Below are 16561 nucleotides of genomic sequence, written 5' to 3'. Positions count from 1 at the left end.
GATGCCGCAGCAGACCGAGTGCCCGAGCTGTTCCGAGCCGATGGACCGTGAGGACGCCTACTGCGGGCGCTGCGGGGCCGGCCGGGACGGTCGGGCGGCCCCGGGCGCGATGCCCGCCAGCTGGGCCGCCGCCCGTGGTGAGGCCGTCCCGCCGCAGCGCGGGCCGGTCTGCGTGCACTGCGGGCAGCCGCAGGTCACCGAGGACGGCTACTGCGAGGGCTGCGGCAGCGCCCAGCCGCGCCCGCGCGACCACATGGAGAAGGCCCTCGGGGGCGTCGCCGGGGTCAGCGACCGCGGCGTGCGCCACCACCGCAACGAGGACTCCTTCACCGTCGCCGCCACCTCGCTGCCCGGCGGGGAGCCCGTCGTGGTCGCCGTGGTGTGCGACGGCGTCTCCTCCTCCGACCGCCCCGACGAGGCTTCCGAGACCGCCGTCGACGCCGCCTCGGAGTCCCTGCTCACCTCCCTGGAGGCCGGACGGGACCCGGAGGAGGCGATGCGCGCGGCGATCGCCGACGCCGCCAAGGCCGTCGCCGACCTCGCCACCGACGGCGCCGGCCCGACCCGCCCCGACCTCAACGCACCCGCCTGCACCTACGTCAGCGCCATAGCGGCGGGCGGCCGGGTCACCATCGGCTGGGTGGGCGACACCCGGGCGTACTGGATCCCGGACGACCGCACCGGCGCCGAACCCTTCCGGCTCACCCAGGACGACTCCTGGGCGGCCCGGATGGTCGAGGCCGGGCTGATGGGCGAGGCCGAGGCCTACTCCGACCCGCGTGCCCACGCCATCACCGGCTGGCTCGGCGCCGACGCCGAGGAGGTCGTGCCGCACACCCTCGACTTCACCCCGCACGTCCCCGGAGTGCTGCTGATCTGCACCGACGGGCTGTGGAACTACGCCGAGGCGGCCACCGACCTGGCCTACTACGTCCGGCCGGACGCCCGCACCGAACCGCTCGCCACGGCGCAGACCCTGGTGAAGTTCGCGGTCGCGGCCGGCGGGCACGACAACATCACCGTCGCGGTGCTGCCGATCGAGCCGTCCGCCGCCGCGCTGGCGGAGATCGAGGAGACGCCCACCGCGCTGGACCTCAGGGTGATCACCCCGGCGGAGGCCCAGGCCGTCCGGACAGGCGCCCCGGCCGGTACCCCCACCGGTATCCCGGCCACTGCCCCCGGGGACGACGAGGACCACGACCCGACCCTGCCGGACCTCCCGGTGATCGGCTCCCCCGCCGCCCCGCTGCCCCCGGCCCCGCCGGTCCCGGCCACCGCGCCGCCCGCCCCGCCGGCCCCACCCGCACCCCCGGCCGTCCCGCCCGCACCGCCCGTGGCGCCGCCCGTCCCGCCGCAGCCGCCGCACCCGCCGACGGCCTGACCGGCCCGACGCGAACGGCCCGACGGCCCCCGTCCGCCGGACCGCCCCGAGACCCGATCGCATCCACCCCTGACCCGACGGGAGCCACCGCCCCATGGCAACACTGGCGAAGCCGAACCTGCCCAGGTTCGACGTGGAGATCTTCCAGAACGAGTACCTGGCCGACGGCGCCCGCGAGGTCAACGCCATCGTCACCGTCACCTCCACCGGCGGCGGCACGTCCGGCGGCCGTCCGCTCGGGATCGCCGACGCCGGCCGGCCGGGCGGCGACGCCAATGCCGCCGTGGTGATCCTGGTCGACTGCTCGGGCTCGATGGACTACCCCAAGACCAAGATCAACGGCGCCCGCGAGGCCACCGCCGCCGCCATCGACGCCCTGCGCGACGGCACCGCCTTCGCGGTGGTGGCCGGCACCCACGAGGCCCGCGACATCTACCCCGGCGACGGCACCCTGGCGACCGCCTCGGCGAGCACCCGGGAGCAGGCCAAGGAGTCGCTGCGCCGCCTCACCGCGGCCGGCGGCACCGCGATGGGCACCTGGCTGGCCAAGGCCGACAAGCTCTTCCTCACCCGCCGCGACATCGCCATCCGGCACGCCATCCTGCTCACCGACGGCAACAACGAGCACGAGTCGGCGGAGGACCTCGCCCGCAACATCGAGCGGGTCACCGGCCACTTCACCGCCGACTGCCGCGGCGTCGGCACCGACTGGCGGATCGACGAGCTGCGCAAGATCTCCTCCGCGCTGCTCGGCACCACCGACATCGTCGCCGAGCCCTCCGGCCTGGCCGAGGACTTCCGCTCGATGATGACCGGCGCGATGGGCAAGCAGGTCGCCGACGTCGCCCTGCGGATCTGGACCCCGGCCAACGCCGCGGTCAAGTTCGTCAAGCAGGTCGCCCCCGCGGTCGAGGACCTCACCGGCCGCCGCACCGAGTCCGGCCCCCGGGCCGGCGACTACCCGACCGGCTCCTGGGGCGACGAGAGCCGCGACTACCACGTCTGCGTCGAGGTCCCGGCCGCCTCGGTCGGCAACGAGATGCTCGCCGCCCGGATCAGCCTGGTGCTGCCCCCGCAGGTCGGCGGCGGCACCCCCGAGGTGCTCGGCCAGGGCCTGGTCAAGGCCGTCTGGACGGACGACCTGGCCTCCTCCACCCGGATCAGCCCGCAGGTCGCCCATTACACCGGGCAGGCCGAACTCGCCTCCTCCATCCAGGAGGGCCTGGAGGCCCACCGCGCCGGGGACGTCGACACCGCCACCGCCAAGCTGGGCGCCGCCGTCCGGATCGCCCACGCGACCGGCAACGACGGCACCTTCAAGCTGCTGCAGAAGGTGGTGGACGTGGTGGACCCGAAGGAGGGTACGGTTCGGTTCCGTAAGAACGTGAGCGAGGCCGACTCGATGACCCTTGAGACCCGGTCGACCAAGACGGTACGTGTGAAGAAGTGACCGCTGAAAACGTGATCGGGCCGGCCGCCCGGCGCCACGCCGCACCGCACCGGCCCGAAACGAGGGGGACCTGATGCCGATCTGCCCGAGGGGCCACGAGTCGCAGGCCGAGGACTGGTGCGACTTCTGCGGCTTCCCGATGACTCCACCGGTCCCGGCACCCGGCGCCCACGGGGGGTACCCGGGCACGCCCGGGGCCGACCCCGCGCCCGGCGCACCCGCCGGGTACCCGCAGCACGGCGGTGCCGCCTTCGGCGCGCAGCCCGGGCCGCCGACCCACCCGGGGGCCGTCCCACCGCCTCCGCCCGGAGCGTTCCCCCCGCCCGGCGGCTACCCGCCGCCCGGGGCGCCGCACGGCCTCACCGAGGGCCTGGCCGTCTGCCCGATCTGCCGCAGCCCGCAGACCGGCCGGTTCTGCGAGGAGTGCGGCTACGACTACGAGCTGTCCACCCCCTCGCGCCGCCAGGTGCCGGCCGGCGGCGGCGCCGCGCCCGCGCCCGGCCCGGCCCAGCCCCCGCCGCTGAACATCCCGGCGGCCTACGGCGGCCCGGCGCAGCCGCCGCAGGCCCCGCCCGGTCCGCCCGGGGCGCCGCAGCCCCACCACCCGCAGCAGCCGCAGCAGCCGCAGCAGCCGGGGTACCCGCAGCAGCCGGAGTACCCCCACACCTACGGCTACCCGCCGCCGGAGGGCGCCTTCCCGGAGGCCCCGGTCCGCGAGGACTCCGGCCCGGTGTACGCCCAGCCGGCCGGCCCCGGCCCGAACAACCGGGGCGGCGACTTCGGCACCTCCTTCCACCTGGCCCCGCCGCAGCCCCAGCCGGGTGCCCAGCCGGAGGGCGTCCCGGCCGAGCCGGTCCGGGCCAACTGGATCGCGGTGGTCTCGGCCGACCGCGACTACTTCACCGACATGATGGCCCGCAGCGGCCCCGAGGCGGCCGGCCTGTTCTTCCCGCCGTACTGCCCCGAGCGCCGCATCCCGCTGACCGGCCGCGGCCAGCTGCGGATCGGCCGGCGTAGCCAGCACCGGGGCACCGTCCCGGAGATCGACCTGTCGGTGCCGCCGGAGGATCCGGGCGCCTCGCACCAGCACGCGCTGCTCGCCGAACAGGCGGACGGCAGCTGGGTCCTGGTCGACCAGGACTCGACCAACGGAACCACCGTGAACGGCGGCGCGGACCCGATCTCCCCGCACACCGCCGTACCGCTGAACGACGGCGACCGGATCCACATCGGCGCCTGGACCACCATCACGATGCACCGCGCCTGAACCGCTTCTGATCGCGCGTCAGCGACAACTCCGGCCGGGCCGGGCGGAATTCGGATATTCCGCCCGGCCCGGCTTTCCGTGACTTCCTCAGGGATTCCACAAATCCCCGTCGCCGACATGCACAAGACGCTCCGAAACCCCTATTCTCTGGCCTCATGACTGCTGCAATATCCGCCGACGGCATCCGTCAGCGGTACGGGGATGTGCAGGCCGTCGACGGGGTTTCGCTCACCGTCGAGGCCGGCGAGTTCTACGGGATCCTGGGCCCGAACGGCGCCGGGAAGACCACCACCATGGAGATCCTGGAAGGCGTCCGGAAGCCCGACGAGGGCCGGGTCGAGCTGCTGGGGATGGCGCCCTGGCCGCGCAATCCGAAACTGCTGCCGCGGATCGGCGTGCAGTTCCAGGCCTCCGCCTTCTTCCGGAAACTGACCGCCCGGGAGACCATCCGCACCTTCGCGTCGTTCTACGGGGTCGGCCCCAAGCGGGCCGACGCGATGCTGGAGCGGGTCGGCCTCGCCGACAAGACCGAGACCCTCACCGACCAGATGTCCGGCGGCCAGGCCCAGCGCCTGTCGATCGCCTGCGCACTGGCCCACGACCCGGAGCTCGTCTTCCTGGACGAGCCCACCACCGGCCTCGACCCGCAGGCCCGCCGCAACCTCTGGGACCTGCTGCGGGACATCAACGCCGAGGGCCGCACCGTCGTCCTGACCACCCACTACCTGGACGAGGCCGAGGTCCTCTGCGACCGGGTCTCGATCATGGACCACGGCAGGATCCTCCACACCGGCGCCCCGGCGGCACTGATCCGCGAGATCGACGACACCGTCCGGATCAGCGTGGCCTCCGGCCAGCTGCCGCTGGAGCGGGCCCGCGAACTGCTGGCCGCCGCCGGCGCCGACGTCGCCACCCTGGAGGACGACACCGTCTCGCTCTCCGTCTCCACCCGCCTGCCCGCCCCGGTCCTCAGCGTCCTCGCCGAGCAGAACGCGCTGCGCGGCCTCGAAGTGCGCGGCGCCACCCTGGAGGACGTCTTCCTCCAGCTGACCGGACGGGAGTTCCGCGCATGACCGTCACCACCTCCTCCGAGCCGCAGGCCCCCGCACCGCGCGGTGGTTCGGCCGGCGCCGCCGAGGGGCGGGAGCGGGTCAGCGCCTTCTGGAGCCTGTCCCGCGCGATGCTGCTCGGCATGAAGCGCGACCGCACCGCGACCTTCTTCATCCTGCTGTTCCCGCTGGTCTTCCTGGTCTTCTTCGGCTCCGTGACCAAGGGCTCCGGCAGCCCGCACGCCAAGGTCGCCCAGGTCGGCGCGGTGAAGCTGTTCGACTCGATCCAGGGCGACCAGCGGGCCGGCCTGGACAAGGTCCTCACCATCACCAGGACCGACGACGAGGCCGGCACGCTGGAGAAGGTCCGCAAGGGCGACTTCGACGCGATGATCAAGCAGGGCCCGGACGGCACGGTGGAGCTGCGCTACACCGCCGCCGACCAGGTCAGGGCCGGCGCGCTCCAGGGCATCCTCAACTCGGTCGTCCAGGAGGCCAACCAGCAGGCCACCCACCAGCCGGCCGCCTACGTGCTGGACTCCCAGCAGGTCGAGGACAAGTCGCTCAAGCCGATCCAGTTCCTCACCCCGGGCCTGCTCGGCTGGGCCGTCGCCACCGGCGCGGTCTTCGGCGCCGCGCTGACCCTGGTCAACTGGCGCAGGTCCAAGGTGCTGCGCCGGCTGCGGCTGGCGCCGATCAGCGCCGGCACGGTGGTCAGCTCCCGGATCCTGGTCTCGCTGCTCACCGCGTTCCTGCAGACCAGCGTCTTCCTGGTGGTCGCCACCAGCTTCTTCGGGCTCAAGCTCACCGGCAACTGGTGGCTGGTCCTCCCGCTGGTGGCCTGTGCGACGCTCGCCTTCATGTCGATCGGCCTGCTGGCCGGTTCGGTCGCCAAGACCGAGGAGGCGGCCAACGGCATCTCGCAGATCATCGTGCTGCCGATGTCGTTCCTGTCCGGCTCGTTCTTCCCGATGGACGGCGCCCCCGGCTGGCTGCAGACCGTCTCCAAGGTCATGCCGCTGCACTACCTGGTCGACACCGCCCAGACCGTGCTGACCCGCGGCGGCGGCATCACCGACGCCCTGCCGACCATGGGCGGGCTGCTGCTCTTCGCCGCCGTGCTGACCGGCATCGCCTGGAAGCTGTTCAAGTGGGAAGACGCCTGATCCTCCCCTCCTGACACCTCCGGCCCGACGGGGTCGTACGCCATTGGTCCCGGTGTACGACCCCGTCGGCGTCTGCGACCATGGTCGGGTGACAGAGATCGGGCGAGGCACGTTCAGCGAGGAGACCTTCTTCGAGCAGGTCGGCGGTGAGCCGACCTTCCGGCTGCTGACCCGCCGCTTCTACGAGGGCATCGCCCAGGACGAGTTGCTGCGACCGATGTACCCCGAGGAGGACCTCGGCCCGGCCGAGGAGCGGATGGCGCTGTTCCTCATGCAGTACTGGGGCGGCCCGCGCACCTACAGCGAGCAGCGCGGCCACCCCCGGCTGCGGATGCGGCACGCCCCGTTCAAGGTCGACAAGGCCGCGCACGACGCCTGGCTCACCCACATGCGCGCCGCCGTGGCCGGCCTGGAGCTGCCCGCCGAGCACGAGCGGCAGCTGCTTGACTACCTGACCTACGCCGCCGCCTCGATGATCAACACCCCGGGCTGAGCGGGCGGTTCACCGCAGCGCGCCGAACGGGCGGTTCACCGCAGCTGGCTGAGCTCGCGGTTCACCGCAGGGGGCTGAGCCCCAGCCCCGCGCCCGGCGCGGCCGCCGTCCGCACCACCACCGAACCCGCCGGGGCGCTCAGCCGCAGCCAGCCGCCCGCCCGGTGCACCGAGAGCGGGGCCCCGGGCTTCAGGAAGCCGATCACGTACGCGGCGTGCACCGCGCGCAGCGGCAACTCCGGCAGCACGCCGACCGGCCGGGACCAGATCTCGTCCGCCAGCCGGTCCAGCACCGCGCGGCTGCGGTGGTGCTCCGGGACGGCCTCGGTGCGCTCCCGGAACTCCCGCACCCCGGCCATCAGTTCGGGGTACACCTCGGCCACCGGCGGGGCCCCGACCGGTCGCCAGCCGGCCCGCGGCGGCAGCAGCCCGGCCCAGGCCGGACCGGTCACCGGCGCGGGCAGCGCGACGGCGCCCGCCTCGGCGTCCACGCCGTCCAGCAGCTGGCCCGCCGAGACGGTCAGGTCCACCGGCTCGTCCAGGCCGCTCAGCCGGGCCGTACGGATCGCCAGCGCGCCGGAACCGCCCAGCGGCAGCCGCCCGAAGACCGCCAGCACGCCGTCCGCCCCGGCCGGGTCGACCGCCTGCAGCCGCACGGCCGCCGCCCGGTCGAAGCGCAGCAGGCGCAGCAGGAAGGCGGAGAGGTCGGTGGCCTCACCGGTGTCGGTCAGGGCGAGGCGGGCGGTGACGGTCAACGCGGCTCAGCTCGAATCGGTTCGGGGATCCTGGTGCTCGGGGATCCGGGCACTCAAGGTCCGGGGACTTTCAGACTGCCGCGCCGACCGGGGCCTCGTCCATGAAACGGGAGAGGAACTCCCGCTCCACCGGCGAGATCCGGCGCGGCCGGCCCTCGGCCAGGTCGTACGGCACGACCACGGTGGAGGCGCGGACGTACACCGTCTCGGAGCCGTCCTCGTGGACGTCCTTGATGTCGTAGGAGACGGTCAGCGAGGCGCTGCCGATGCGCGTCACCCGGGTCTCGACGGTGACCGGCTCCGGCCGGTGCACCAGCGGACGCTTGTAGTCGATCTCGTGGCGGGCCACCACCGAACCGCCCGCGAACTCCCCGGCGCCGGCCTCGGCGGCCTGGGTGAACATGAAGTCGATCCGGGCCTCCTCCAGGTAGCGCAGGAAGACCACGTTGTTGACGTGCCCGAAGGCGTCCATGTCGGACCAGCGCAGCGGGCAGGCGTAGATGTGGCGAGCCACGGGTGTTCTCCTCGGTGTCCGGTCGCCCGCCGCCGAACCTCGGCGACGGGCCGCGGCCCGGCAGGCCGCCCCGGGGGGCAGTCTGCCGGGCCGTTGTGACAGCTGGGTGTCAGCCTCGGGTCAGCTTCTTGTACGTGGCCCGGTGCGGACGGGCGGCGTCGGCGCCCAGTCGCTCGATCTTGTTCTTCTCGTACGACTCGAAGTTGCCCTCGAACCAGAACCACTTGCTCTCGCCCTCGTAGGCGAGGATGTGGGTGGCCACTCGGTCCAGGAACCAGCGGTCGTGGGAGATGACCACGGCGCAGCCGGGGAACTCCAGCAGGGCGTTCTCCAGCGAGGAGAGCGTCTCGACGTCGAGGTCGTTGGTGGGCTCGTCGAGGAGCAGCAGGTTGCCGCCCTGCTTGAGGGTGAGCGCCAGGTTCAGCCGGTTGCGCTCACCACCGGAGAGCACGCCGGCCGGCTTCTGCTGGTCCGGGCCCTTGAAGCCGAACGCCGACACGTAGGCGCGGGACGGCATCTCGACCTGGCCGACGTTGATCCAGTCCATACCGTCGGAGACGACCTCCCAGAGGGTCTTCTTCGGGTCGATGTTGGAGCGGGTCTGGTCGACGTAGCTGATCTTGACGGTCTCGCCGACCTTGACCGTGCCGCTGTCCGGGGTCTCCAGGTCCTGGAGCATCTTGAACAGGGTGGTCTTGCCGGCGCCGTTCGGGCCGATGATGCCGACGATGCCGTTGCGCGGCAGGGTGAAGCTCAGGTCGTCGATCAGGATCTTCTCGCCGAAGGCCTTGTTGAGGTTCTCGACCTCGATGACGACGCTGCCCAGGCGCGGGCCCGGCGGGATCTGGATCTCCTCGAAGTCCAGCTTCCGCATCTTGTCGGCCTCGGCCGCCATCTCCTCGTAACGGGCGAGGCGGGCCTTGGACTTGGCCTGACGGCCCTTGGCGTTGGAGCGGACCCACTCCAGCTCTTCCTTGAGCCGCTTGGCGCGCTTGGCGTCCTTCTGGCCCTCGACCTTGAGACGGGACTGCTTGGTCTCCAGGTAGGTGGAGTAGTTGCCCTCGTACGGGTAGGCGCGGCCGCGGTCGAGCTCCAGGATCCACTCGGCCACGTTGTCCAGGAAGTACCGGTCGTGGGTGACGGCCACGACGGTGCCCTTGTACTTCTCCAGGTGCTGCTCCAGCCAGTTCACCGACTCGGCGTCCAGGTGGTTGGTGGGCTCGTCGAGCAGCAGCAGGTCGGGGGCCTCCAGCAGCAGCTTGCAGAGCGCGACGCGGCGCTTCTCGCCACCGGAGAGCTTGGTGACCGCCCAGTCGCCGGGCGGGCAGCCCAGGGCGTCCATGGCCTGCTCCAGCTGGGCGTCCAGGTCCCAGGCCTCGGCGTGGTCCAGCTCCTCCTGGAGCTTGCCCATCTCGTCGAGCAGCGCGTCCGAGTAGTCGGTCGCCATCAGCTCGGCGATCTCGTTGAAGCGGTCGAGCTTGCCCTTGATCTCCTTGACGCCGTCCTGGACGTTCTCCAGGACCGTCTTGGTCTCGTCGAGCGGCGGCTCCTGGAGCAGCATGCCGACGGTGAAGCCGGGCGAGAGGAAGGCGTCGCCGTTGGAGGGCTGCTCCAGGCCGGCCATCATCTTCAGCACGGTGGACTTACCGGCACCGTTGGGGCCAACGACGCCGATCTTCGCTCCGGGGAGGAAGCTGAGCGTCACGTCGTCAAGGATGACCTTGTCTCCGTGAGCCTTGCGCACCTTGCGCATCGTGTAGATGTATTCCGCCACGTGAGATCGCTCCGGCGTCGTCGGGAGTATTCGTCTTGCAGCGTTCCATTGTGCCGCACCGGCCGGGAGCCCCGAACCGCCCGGGTGACCCCACCGGGGTATCCGGCCCCTCCCCCGTACGGCGATCGCCCCCGAGCTCCCCGCGCCGGGTCCTTTTCACCCCTCCGCCGGGACGCTCAGCCGGGACGCTCAGCGGGACATGCGGACCGGACATGCGGACGGCCCGGCCCCCGCAGGTGCGGGAAACCGGGCCGGTTCGACTGCTCAGGCCCTCAGGAGGTCATCGCCTCCCGTGACCCGCTCAGGCGGTTCAGGCGGTGGTGCGACCGTGACGGCCACGGCGGCGCAGGACGAAGACCGCGGCGCCACCGGCCACGACCAGGCCACCGGCGACGGCGGCGAGGATCGGGGTGGAGTCATTGGCACCGGTCTGGGCCAGGCCACCGGTGCCCGGGGCGGCGCTGGTGGTGGACGGAGCCGGCTGGGCGCCACCGGCGCTCGGGGTGCCCGAGGGGGTGGCGGTACCGGTGCTGGTGCCGGCCGGGGTGGTCGGGGCGGAGGACGGGTTGCCGGTGCCGGTCTTGCAGTCCAGGACGCCCTGGAAGTCGCGGCTGTAGCCGTTCGGGCCGGTGACGGTGATCTTGTAAGCGGTCTTCTCGGCGACCGGGACGAGCACGCTCTCGGTCTTGCCCGGCTGGACGGTCAGCGACTGCTTGCCGACCGTGACGGTGCCGGCTTCGTCACCACCGTTGGTGACGGAGACCCGCACGCCGTTGTTGGCGCACTCGACCTTGGCGGTGCTGTCGATCAGCGCGCCCTTGCCCTGCTTCCAGGTGGCCTTGGCGGCGGCGGAGACGCTGACCTTGCTGGAGCCGGCCAGGATCATGGTCTGGCTGTGGTCCGTGGCGGTGTAGCCCTTGCTCAGGAACACGCGGCCACTGGGCACCTCGGTGGAGACGTCGGCCTTGAGGGCGAGCGAGCCGTCCGGGGTGCCGGCCGGGACGTCCAGGAACAGTTGGGTGTCCTTGGCGATCGGCCCGGTCAGGGTGGCGCCGACCGGCTTGCCGTCCTTGTCCACCAGCTTGGCCTTGTCGGCGGCGTCGCCGGTGACCGCGAGCTTCACCGCGCTGGCGCTGGAGTTGAGGACGAACGGGCCGAGCTTGCTGCCGGACTTGCCTGACACCGAGTCCGGGGTGAGGCTCAGCGACGGCTTGGGCTCGGCGGCGATGCCCTTGTTGGCGCCACTGACCAGGTAGTCGCGCAGCTTGGTGGCCGCCTCGCTGTGCGGGGTGGCGTTCTTGCCGTCCGAGAACTTCCAGATCGCGGCCTGGGTGCCGGCCGCGGCGTCCTCGGCCGTCAGGCCCGGGATCTTGAGGGAGGCGGCGAGCGAGCTCTCCGACACCTTCGGGTAGGAGTTCTCCAGGATCCAGCGGATCTTGGAGGCGGGCTCCGCGCGCTTCGGGTCGCCGAGGGAGCTGCTCGACCAGTCCGACTCCTGGTACTGGATCTTCTTCCTGATGTCCACCGGGAAGCCGAAGTCGATGCAGTAGGTCTTCAGCTCGCCGTCGGCGGTCTTGAGCGTGAACAGACCGGCGTCGTAGGTGTCGCCGTCGACGTCGACCTTCTCGCCGAAGATCGAGTTCTGGACGACCGCGGACACACCCGACGCCGGAGTGTCGGCCGCAGCCGCCGCACCGGCCGCGAACAGGCCTCCGCCCAGCGCAACGCTGGTCGTGAGCATGACAGTGGCTATGCGGGACAGACCCCGCCCCTGCCTCTTGAACATCTGGGATCCCTCCGGAGCGGGCCGCGCCGATTGGGCAGCCCGCCGACTTGCCGTGCCGCGCGTGCCCCCTGTGGCACTGCTGCGGGGTGTGAACCAACCGAATCCTATTGAGCCTCAGGGGCCTCGAAACCCCCATGCGAAATCAGGACGATTCCGTATCTGGATCGTTATCAACCCCCTCAGGTTCCACACAAGCTGACGCTCCGCCAGAATCGGTCCCCGACTTTCCGTTATCCCGACGAGATTGCGCGTGCGGGCGCAACGACTGTCTCGATCAACATATTTGTCGACAGGGAAGGGTCACCGCCCCGTCAGCTCGACATCGCCCGGTCTTCACCTCCCCGTTCCCCCTCGGACACTCCCTCCTGCTGCTCCGTCACCGCTCCGGCCCCCGGGGGCAACTCGGGCAAACGGGGCGCCGCGGCCACCGCCGAGGCCCGGCGCGACTCCAGTGCGCTGACGATCCACCCGGGCACCGGCTCGTTCGCGGCCTCCGCGCCGGCCGCCCCCACCGGGCCCGGCGGCTGCCCGCGCACACCCGCCGCCCAGCGGAACGCCGAGGTGCCGCGGGTGAGATCGTGCCCGACCGACCGGGCGTCGATCTCGGCCCGACTGCGTTTCGCCTCCCCGTCCCGCCACTCCCGGACCCGCAGCCGGCCCGTCACCAGCACCGGATCGCCCTTGGCCAGCGAGCCGATCAGGTTCACCGCGAGCGCCCGCCAGGCCGTCACCCTCAGCCACTGCGTCTCGCCGTCCACCCAGCAGGCCCGCTCGCGGTCGTACCGCCGCTCGGTGCAGCCGAGCTGGAAGTTCGCCATCGGCACCCCACCGCTGGTTTCCCCGTAGCTCACCTCGGTCCCGACATTGCCGAGCACCGTCACATGCATCTCGTTCACAGCACACTCTCCGTTCTCGCCGACGCACCGTACGGAATCGAGCGGTGCGAGTTGAGAGTGCGCCCCGGAAGAAATCCCGGCCATCGGGTTCCGAAATCCTGTGGACAACTCCTAGGCCGATCGGCAGGGTGAAAAACGGTAGTCACTCACAGGGGTGAATTTCGGCCTTCGTACACCGCCGGGCCGCCCTCTCTTCGCGCTCATGACAACAAACCGGCTGATCGCAGCCGCCCCCGGAGCGCGCCGGATGAGCCGCCGGCGGCCGTCCGCCCACGTCATCCGACCGGAGCAAGCCGAATAGGAACCCCCACCCGTGCCGACGGCGCGACATTCTCCGTGTCGAATCCATAACGGGTGGGGAGGCAGCCCCGTAACGAGTGCACAACGTCCGGCCCGGAACTGTCCCAGACCGCTGCACGCACGGTCTTCACCTGCGATTATCGGACCGCTCCACCGAACCGACACACCAACGACGGTGTCGTCACACCCGGCCGAGGATCTGAACACCCTTATCCTGTCCCCGACAGGGCGAGGGCCTGCCAACCCCCACCCCCACCCTCCGGCACGGGGCCGGACTACGCGCGTCCCCAACGCTCGTCGCCCGATCCCGGCCACGGTCACGCCCGCCAGGGCGCCGTCCGTCCCGCCCCCATAGCTCAGCGGATAGAGCACCCGCCTTCTAAGCGGTAGGTCGCAGGTTCGAATCCTGCTGGGGGCACCAACCCACAATTCCCGCAGGCCATCGCGCATGCGAACACTTTCCGTGGCCGCACCGGACCTCCGGGTAATCCGGCACCCACCGCACATAACCCGTGACAATGCGTGTCATGACCGCCACGAAAGCCGGCCGGGCGGGACACCGGAATTCCGGGCGAATCCCCCACCCCTGAACGAAACAACCCGCCCCGGCCGGTCAGGCGGCGAAATCCGACAAAAGCCGGACAGAAGCGCCCGGTACGCGTCCGGGCGCATCGGGGCGCCTCATCGGGGCACCGCGGGAGACTGTGCCGCCAGCCCCGCCAGATAGCCGTCGAGCAGTGCGATCTGCCGCTCCGCGGGAAACTCCGCCGGGGCGAACAGCGACTGCACCACCAGCCCCAGCACGAAGGCCTGCGCCGCCGCCGCGAGCCCGGCGGGATCGGCCCCGGCCGGGAGCTCGCCGAGCCGCTGGGCGTCCGTCACGTGCGCAGTGAGCGCCACCCGCGAGCGGGCGTAGCGCCCCGCGTGCGCGGCCGCCAGCTCCGGGTCCGCGAGGGCGACGTCCCAGGAGCTGACCCAGATCCGGTTGCCGGACTCGGTCGCCTCGTCCAGCGGCAGCACGTCGAGCAGCGCGGCCCGCAGCCGGGCCAGCCCGGCGGGCGGCGGCGGGGCGCCGTCGGCGGGGGCCATCCGCCGGGGCCGGGCGGCGGAGCGGCGGTCGAGCTCCTCCAGGGCGTGGCTCAGCAGCGCCCGCTTGTTCGGGAAGTAGTGCGTCAACAAACCGGTGGAGGCGCCCAGTTCGGCGGCCACCGCGCGCAGGGTGAGCCCTTCGAAGCCCTTGCTGGAGAGCACCCGCCACACCCCCTCGGAGACTTCCGAGCGGCGGGCGTCATGGTCTCCACGGGCTGGCGTCATGGGGGCTATCGTACATACCAAACGTTTGTTATGAATGACCCTGACCGCTCCGGCACCACCTCCGAAAGGCCCGCCCGTGTTTTCCGTCCCGCTCGCCGAGAACGCCGAACTGCGCCCGCTGGAGCCCTGGCAGGCCCCCGAGTTCCTGGCCCACATCGACCGCGGCCGCGCCCACATCGATCCGTGGATCCCGTGGGCCTCCTTCTCCACCGACCTGGACTCGGCCCGCGCCACCCTGCAGCGCTACGCCGACCGCCAGAACACCGACTCCGGCCGGATCTACGGCATCTGGCGGGACGGCACGCTGGTCGGCGGCGTGATGTTCGTGCACTTCGACGCCAAGAGCGGCACCTGCGAGGTCGGTGCGTGGACCGAACCGGCCGGCGAGGGCGGCGGGCTGATCACCGCCGGCGTCCGGGTTCTGCTCGAGTACGCCTTCACCACCCGGGGCCTGCACCGCGCCGAGTGGTGGTGCTCGGCCACCAACGCCCGCAGCCGGGCGGTGGCGGAGCGGGTCGGCATGCGCCGGGACGGCGTGCTGCGCGAGTGGTACCTGCACAACGGCGTCCGCCACGACAAGGAGATCTGGGCGATCCTGGCCCGGGAGTGGGCTGCCGCCCGGGGCTGACGGCCCGCAGGAAGGCCGTCGGGACCGGACGCGACGGATCCAGGGCGCGACGGAGCGGGGCGTGACGGACCAGGATGCGACGGAGCGGGGCCCGGTGGACACCCCATCGTCCACCGGGCCCCGCTCCGTCGAACTCCCCCGCCGATCCCGCCGACCCCGCTCAGGCCGCCGGCGCCGGCTCCTCCGCCCCCGCCGCCGACTCCGAAGGCTCCACCGAACGCAGCCGCAGGGCCAGCAGCAGCACCAGCACCATCACCCCGCCCGCCGACAGGAAGACCACGTCCACGGCGTCCGTGAAGCTCCGCACCGCGTGCTCCCGGGCCGCGCCGGTCAGCGTCCGCACCACGCCCAGCGACCGCCCGGGCTCGCCGGCCTCGAACACCCGGGCCAGAACGGTGCCGAGGAGCGCCGCGCCGAGCGCGTTGCCGAGGGTCTGGAAGAACCGGATTCCCGTGGTGGCGACGCCGAGTTGGTGGCGCGGGGCGGTGTCCTGCACCAGGGTGATCAGCTGCCCGATCAGCTGCCCGAACCCGGCGCCCAGCAGGGCGAGTTCGGCGCCCACCTGCCAGAGCGGGGTGTCCGGGCCGCTGAGTCCGAGCAGCGCCAGGGCGAGCACCGAGCAGCCCGCGCCGGCGATCAGGAAGGTGCGCGGCCGGTGGCCGCGGGCGATCAGCCGGGTGGCCAGCAGGCCGACCCCGGTCATCCCGGCGGCCATCGGCATCAGGTAGAGGCTGGCCGTGGTCGGGGCGACCCCCCGGGCGATCTGCAGGTAGATCATCACGTAGACGATCGCGCCCATCATGCCCATCCCGACCAGGCCCTGGATGGCGAAACCGATCCGCACCACCGGAATCCGGAACAGCGAGAGCGGCAGCACCGGCTCGGCGGCGGTGGCCTGGCGCCACAGGAAGAGCCCGAGCGCGGCCAGGGTGGCGGCGGAGAGCCCGAGGATCACCGGGGAGGTCCAGCCGTAGTCCTTGCCGCCCCACTCGGTGACCAGCAGCAGCCCGGTGGCGAAGGCCGCGGCCAGGGTGGCGCCGAGGAAGTCCAGACCGCGCCGGCCGAGGGTGCGCGGCAGCTTGATCACCAGGGCGACGCCGACCAGGACGAGCAGGCCCAGCGGCAGGTTGATGTAGAAGATCCAGCGCCAGCCGAGGTGGTCGGTGAACAGCGCGCCGATCAGCGGGCCGATCGCCATGCCGAGCCCGGCGACGATCCCGCCCACTGCGCCGCCCTTGCCACGGCCGCGCTCCTGCGGGTCCTGGAGCTGGGCCATCACCACCATGGTCACGCTCATCAGCCCGCCGCCGCCGATGCCCTGGACGGCCCGGAAGGCGATCAGCTCGCCCATCGACTGCGCGGCGCCGCACAGTGCCGAGCCGAACAGGAAGGTGCCCACCGCGCCGAGCAGCACCCGCTTGGCGCCGTAGACGTCGCAGAGCTTGCCGTAGAGCGGGAGCAGTGCGGTGGCGGCCAGCGAGAAGGCGCTGACCAGCCAGGGCAGCCGGTCGATGCCGTGCACCGGGTCGAGGTCGCGGACGATCGGCACGGTGGCCGCCGAGACGATGTTGGAGTCGAGCACGGCCAGCACGATCGTCACCAGGCAGAGCAGCATGCCGAATTGGCGCTGGGCGGTGGTCATCAGGCCGGATCCGGCCCGGTCGGGCAAGGCCTGGTCGGACGAGGTCCGGCCCGGCGAGGCCTGGCGCTGCGTCGTCCGGCCCGGCGAGGTCTGGTCGGACACGGCCTGGTCGGGCGCGGTCCTGGCGGCGGATGCCATAGGGAAGTC

Annotated in this window: 14 protein-coding genes and 1 tRNA gene; 8 read left to right on the top strand and 7 right to left on the bottom strand. The window is 72.2% G+C overall.

Annotated features, from left to right (window positions below; genetic code table 11):
- Position 1 precedes the first annotated feature (1 nt).
- The 6 genes from ACFWIS_RS32565 to ACFWIS_RS32540 all read left to right on the top strand — a co-directional run bounded on the left by ACFWIS_RS32565 (position 2) and on the right by ACFWIS_RS32540 (position 6806).
- Positions 2-1381 carry a protein phosphatase 2C domain-containing protein gene (locus tag ACFWIS_RS32565; protein ID WP_380463552.1) on the top strand — a complete coding sequence of 460 codons (1380 nt, stop codon included), beginning with the start codon at positions 2-4 and terminating at the stop codon, positions 1379-1381.
- A gap of 94 nt (positions 1382-1475) precedes the next feature.
- Positions 1476-2831, top strand: coding sequence for a VWA domain-containing protein (locus ACFWIS_RS32560; RefSeq protein ID WP_380463550.1), 1356 nt, complete (start codon positions 1476-1478; stop codon positions 2829-2831).
- A 73-nt stretch (positions 2832-2904) separates the two neighbouring features.
- Positions 2905-4098 carry an FHA domain-containing protein gene (locus ACFWIS_RS32555; RefSeq protein ID WP_380463548.1) on the top strand — a complete coding sequence of 398 codons (1194 nt, stop codon included), beginning with the start codon at positions 2905-2907 and terminating at the stop codon, positions 4096-4098.
- A gap of 155 nt (positions 4099-4253) precedes the next feature.
- Positions 4254-5171: an ABC transporter ATP-binding protein gene (locus ACFWIS_RS32550; RefSeq protein ID WP_380463514.1), complete on the top strand. Its 918-nt coding sequence runs from the start codon at positions 4254-4256 to the stop codon at positions 5169-5171.
- Positions 5168-6313: an ABC transporter permease gene (locus ACFWIS_RS32545; RefSeq protein WP_380463516.1), complete on the top strand. Its 1146-nt coding sequence runs from the start codon at positions 5168-5170 to the stop codon at positions 6311-6313. Before ACFWIS_RS32550 ends, ACFWIS_RS32545 begins: the two co-directional genes overlap by 4 nt.
- A gap of 88 nt (positions 6314-6401) precedes the next feature.
- The gene (locus ACFWIS_RS32540; protein WP_380463518.1) at positions 6402-6806 is read left to right on the top strand and encodes a globin; all 405 of its coding nucleotides are present in this window, start codon (positions 6402-6404) and stop codon (positions 6804-6806) included.
- 61 nt (positions 6807-6867) lie between these two features.
- Here ACFWIS_RS32540 and ACFWIS_RS32535 read toward each other — a convergent pair whose 3' ends face one another.
- The 5 genes from ACFWIS_RS32535 to ACFWIS_RS32515 form a co-directional block, all read right to left on the bottom strand.
- Positions 6868-7560, bottom strand: coding sequence for a hypothetical protein (locus tag ACFWIS_RS32535; protein WP_380463520.1), 693 nt, complete (start codon positions 7558-7560; stop codon positions 6868-6870).
- 70 nt (positions 7561-7630) lie between these two features.
- Positions 7631-8074, bottom strand: a complete 444-nt coding sequence (locus tag ACFWIS_RS32530) for a thioesterase family protein (protein ID WP_188303386.1) — start codon at positions 8072-8074, stop codon at positions 7631-7633.
- A 109-nt stretch (positions 8075-8183) separates the two neighbouring features.
- Entirely contained in the window at positions 8184-9848 is a 1665-nt protein-coding gene (gene ettA / locus ACFWIS_RS32525) for an energy-dependent translational throttle protein EttA (protein ID WP_380463522.1), read from the bottom strand.
- 310 nt (positions 9849-10158) lie between these two features.
- A complete protein-coding gene (locus ACFWIS_RS32520; RefSeq protein ID WP_380463524.1) occupies positions 10159-11589 on the bottom strand; it encodes a Cys-Gln thioester bond-forming surface protein in 1431 nt (476 codons plus the stop codon).
- A 356-nt stretch (positions 11590-11945) separates the two neighbouring features.
- On the bottom strand, positions 11946-12521 hold the full coding sequence (locus ACFWIS_RS32515) for a single-stranded DNA-binding protein (protein ID WP_380463530.1): 576 nt from the start codon (positions 12519-12521) through the stop codon (positions 11946-11948).
- Between the two features lie 654 nt (positions 12522-13175).
- Here ACFWIS_RS32515 and ACFWIS_RS32510 point away from each other — a divergent pair.
- Positions 13176-13251 (top strand) — tRNA-Arg (locus ACFWIS_RS32510).
- Between the two features lie 260 nt (positions 13252-13511).
- Here ACFWIS_RS32510 and ACFWIS_RS32505 read toward each other — a convergent pair.
- Positions 13512-14144 carry a TetR/AcrR family transcriptional regulator gene (locus ACFWIS_RS32505; protein WP_380463526.1) on the bottom strand — a complete coding sequence of 211 codons (633 nt, stop codon included), beginning with the start codon at positions 14142-14144 and terminating at the stop codon, positions 13512-13514.
- A gap of 76 nt (positions 14145-14220) precedes the next feature.
- On the opposite strand from ACFWIS_RS32505, the gene ACFWIS_RS32500 reads away from it, so the two are divergent.
- Entirely contained in the window at positions 14221-14772 is a 552-nt protein-coding gene (locus tag ACFWIS_RS32500) for a GNAT family N-acetyltransferase (RefSeq protein WP_380463528.1), read from the top strand.
- A gap of 160 nt (positions 14773-14932) precedes the next feature.
- On the opposite strand, the gene ACFWIS_RS32495 is transcribed toward ACFWIS_RS32500, so the two are convergent.
- Complete coding sequence (locus ACFWIS_RS32495) at positions 14933-16414, bottom strand: MFS transporter (RefSeq protein ID WP_380463068.1); 1482 nt, start codon at positions 16412-16414, stop codon at positions 14933-14935.
- Between the last annotated feature and the right edge of the window lie 147 nt (positions 16415-16561).

Origin of the sequence: Kitasatospora sp. NPDC127060 (assembly GCF_042724935.1) — a bacterium.
Classification (GTDB): domain Bacteria; phylum Actinomycetota; class Actinomycetes; order Streptomycetales; family Streptomycetaceae; genus Kitasatospora.
Note: the sequence above shows the minus strand (reverse complement) of the source record. Positions and strands in the feature narration are given on the sequence as shown.

What these genes read in the sequence shown, in the direction of transcription:
- ACFWIS_RS32565 (WP_380463552.1), top strand. Translation starts at nt 2, where the DNA reads ATGCCGCAGCAGACCGAGTGCCCGAGCTGTTCCGAGCCGATGGACCGT.
- ACFWIS_RS32560 (WP_380463550.1), top strand. Translation starts at nt 1,476, where the DNA reads ATGGCAACACTGGCGAAGCCGAACCTGCCCAGGTTCGACGTGGAGATC.
- ACFWIS_RS32555 (WP_380463548.1), top strand. Translation starts at nt 2,905, where the DNA reads ATGCCGATCTGCCCGAGGGGCCACGAGTCGCAGGCCGAGGACTGGTGC.
- ACFWIS_RS32550 (WP_380463514.1), top strand. Translation starts at nt 4,254, where the DNA reads ATGACTGCTGCAATATCCGCCGACGGCATCCGTCAGCGGTACGGGGAT.
- ACFWIS_RS32545 (WP_380463516.1), top strand. Translation starts at nt 5,168, where the DNA reads ATGACCGTCACCACCTCCTCCGAGCCGCAGGCCCCCGCACCGCGCGGT.
- ACFWIS_RS32520 (WP_380463524.1), bottom strand. Translation starts at nt 11,589, where the DNA reads ATGCTCACGACCAGCGTTGCGCTGGGCGGAGGCCTGTTCGCGGCCGGT.
- ACFWIS_RS32515 (WP_380463530.1), bottom strand. Translation starts at nt 12,521, where the DNA reads ATGCATGTGACGGTGCTCGGCAATGTCGGGACCGAGGTGAGCTACGGG.
- ACFWIS_RS32505 (WP_380463526.1), bottom strand. Translation starts at nt 14,144, where the DNA reads ATGACGCCAGCCCGTGGAGACCATGACGCCCGCCGCTCGGAAGTCTCC.
- ACFWIS_RS32495 (WP_380463068.1), bottom strand. Translation starts at nt 16,414, where the DNA reads ATGACCACCGCCCAGCGCCAATTCGGCATGCTGCTCTGCCTGGTGACG.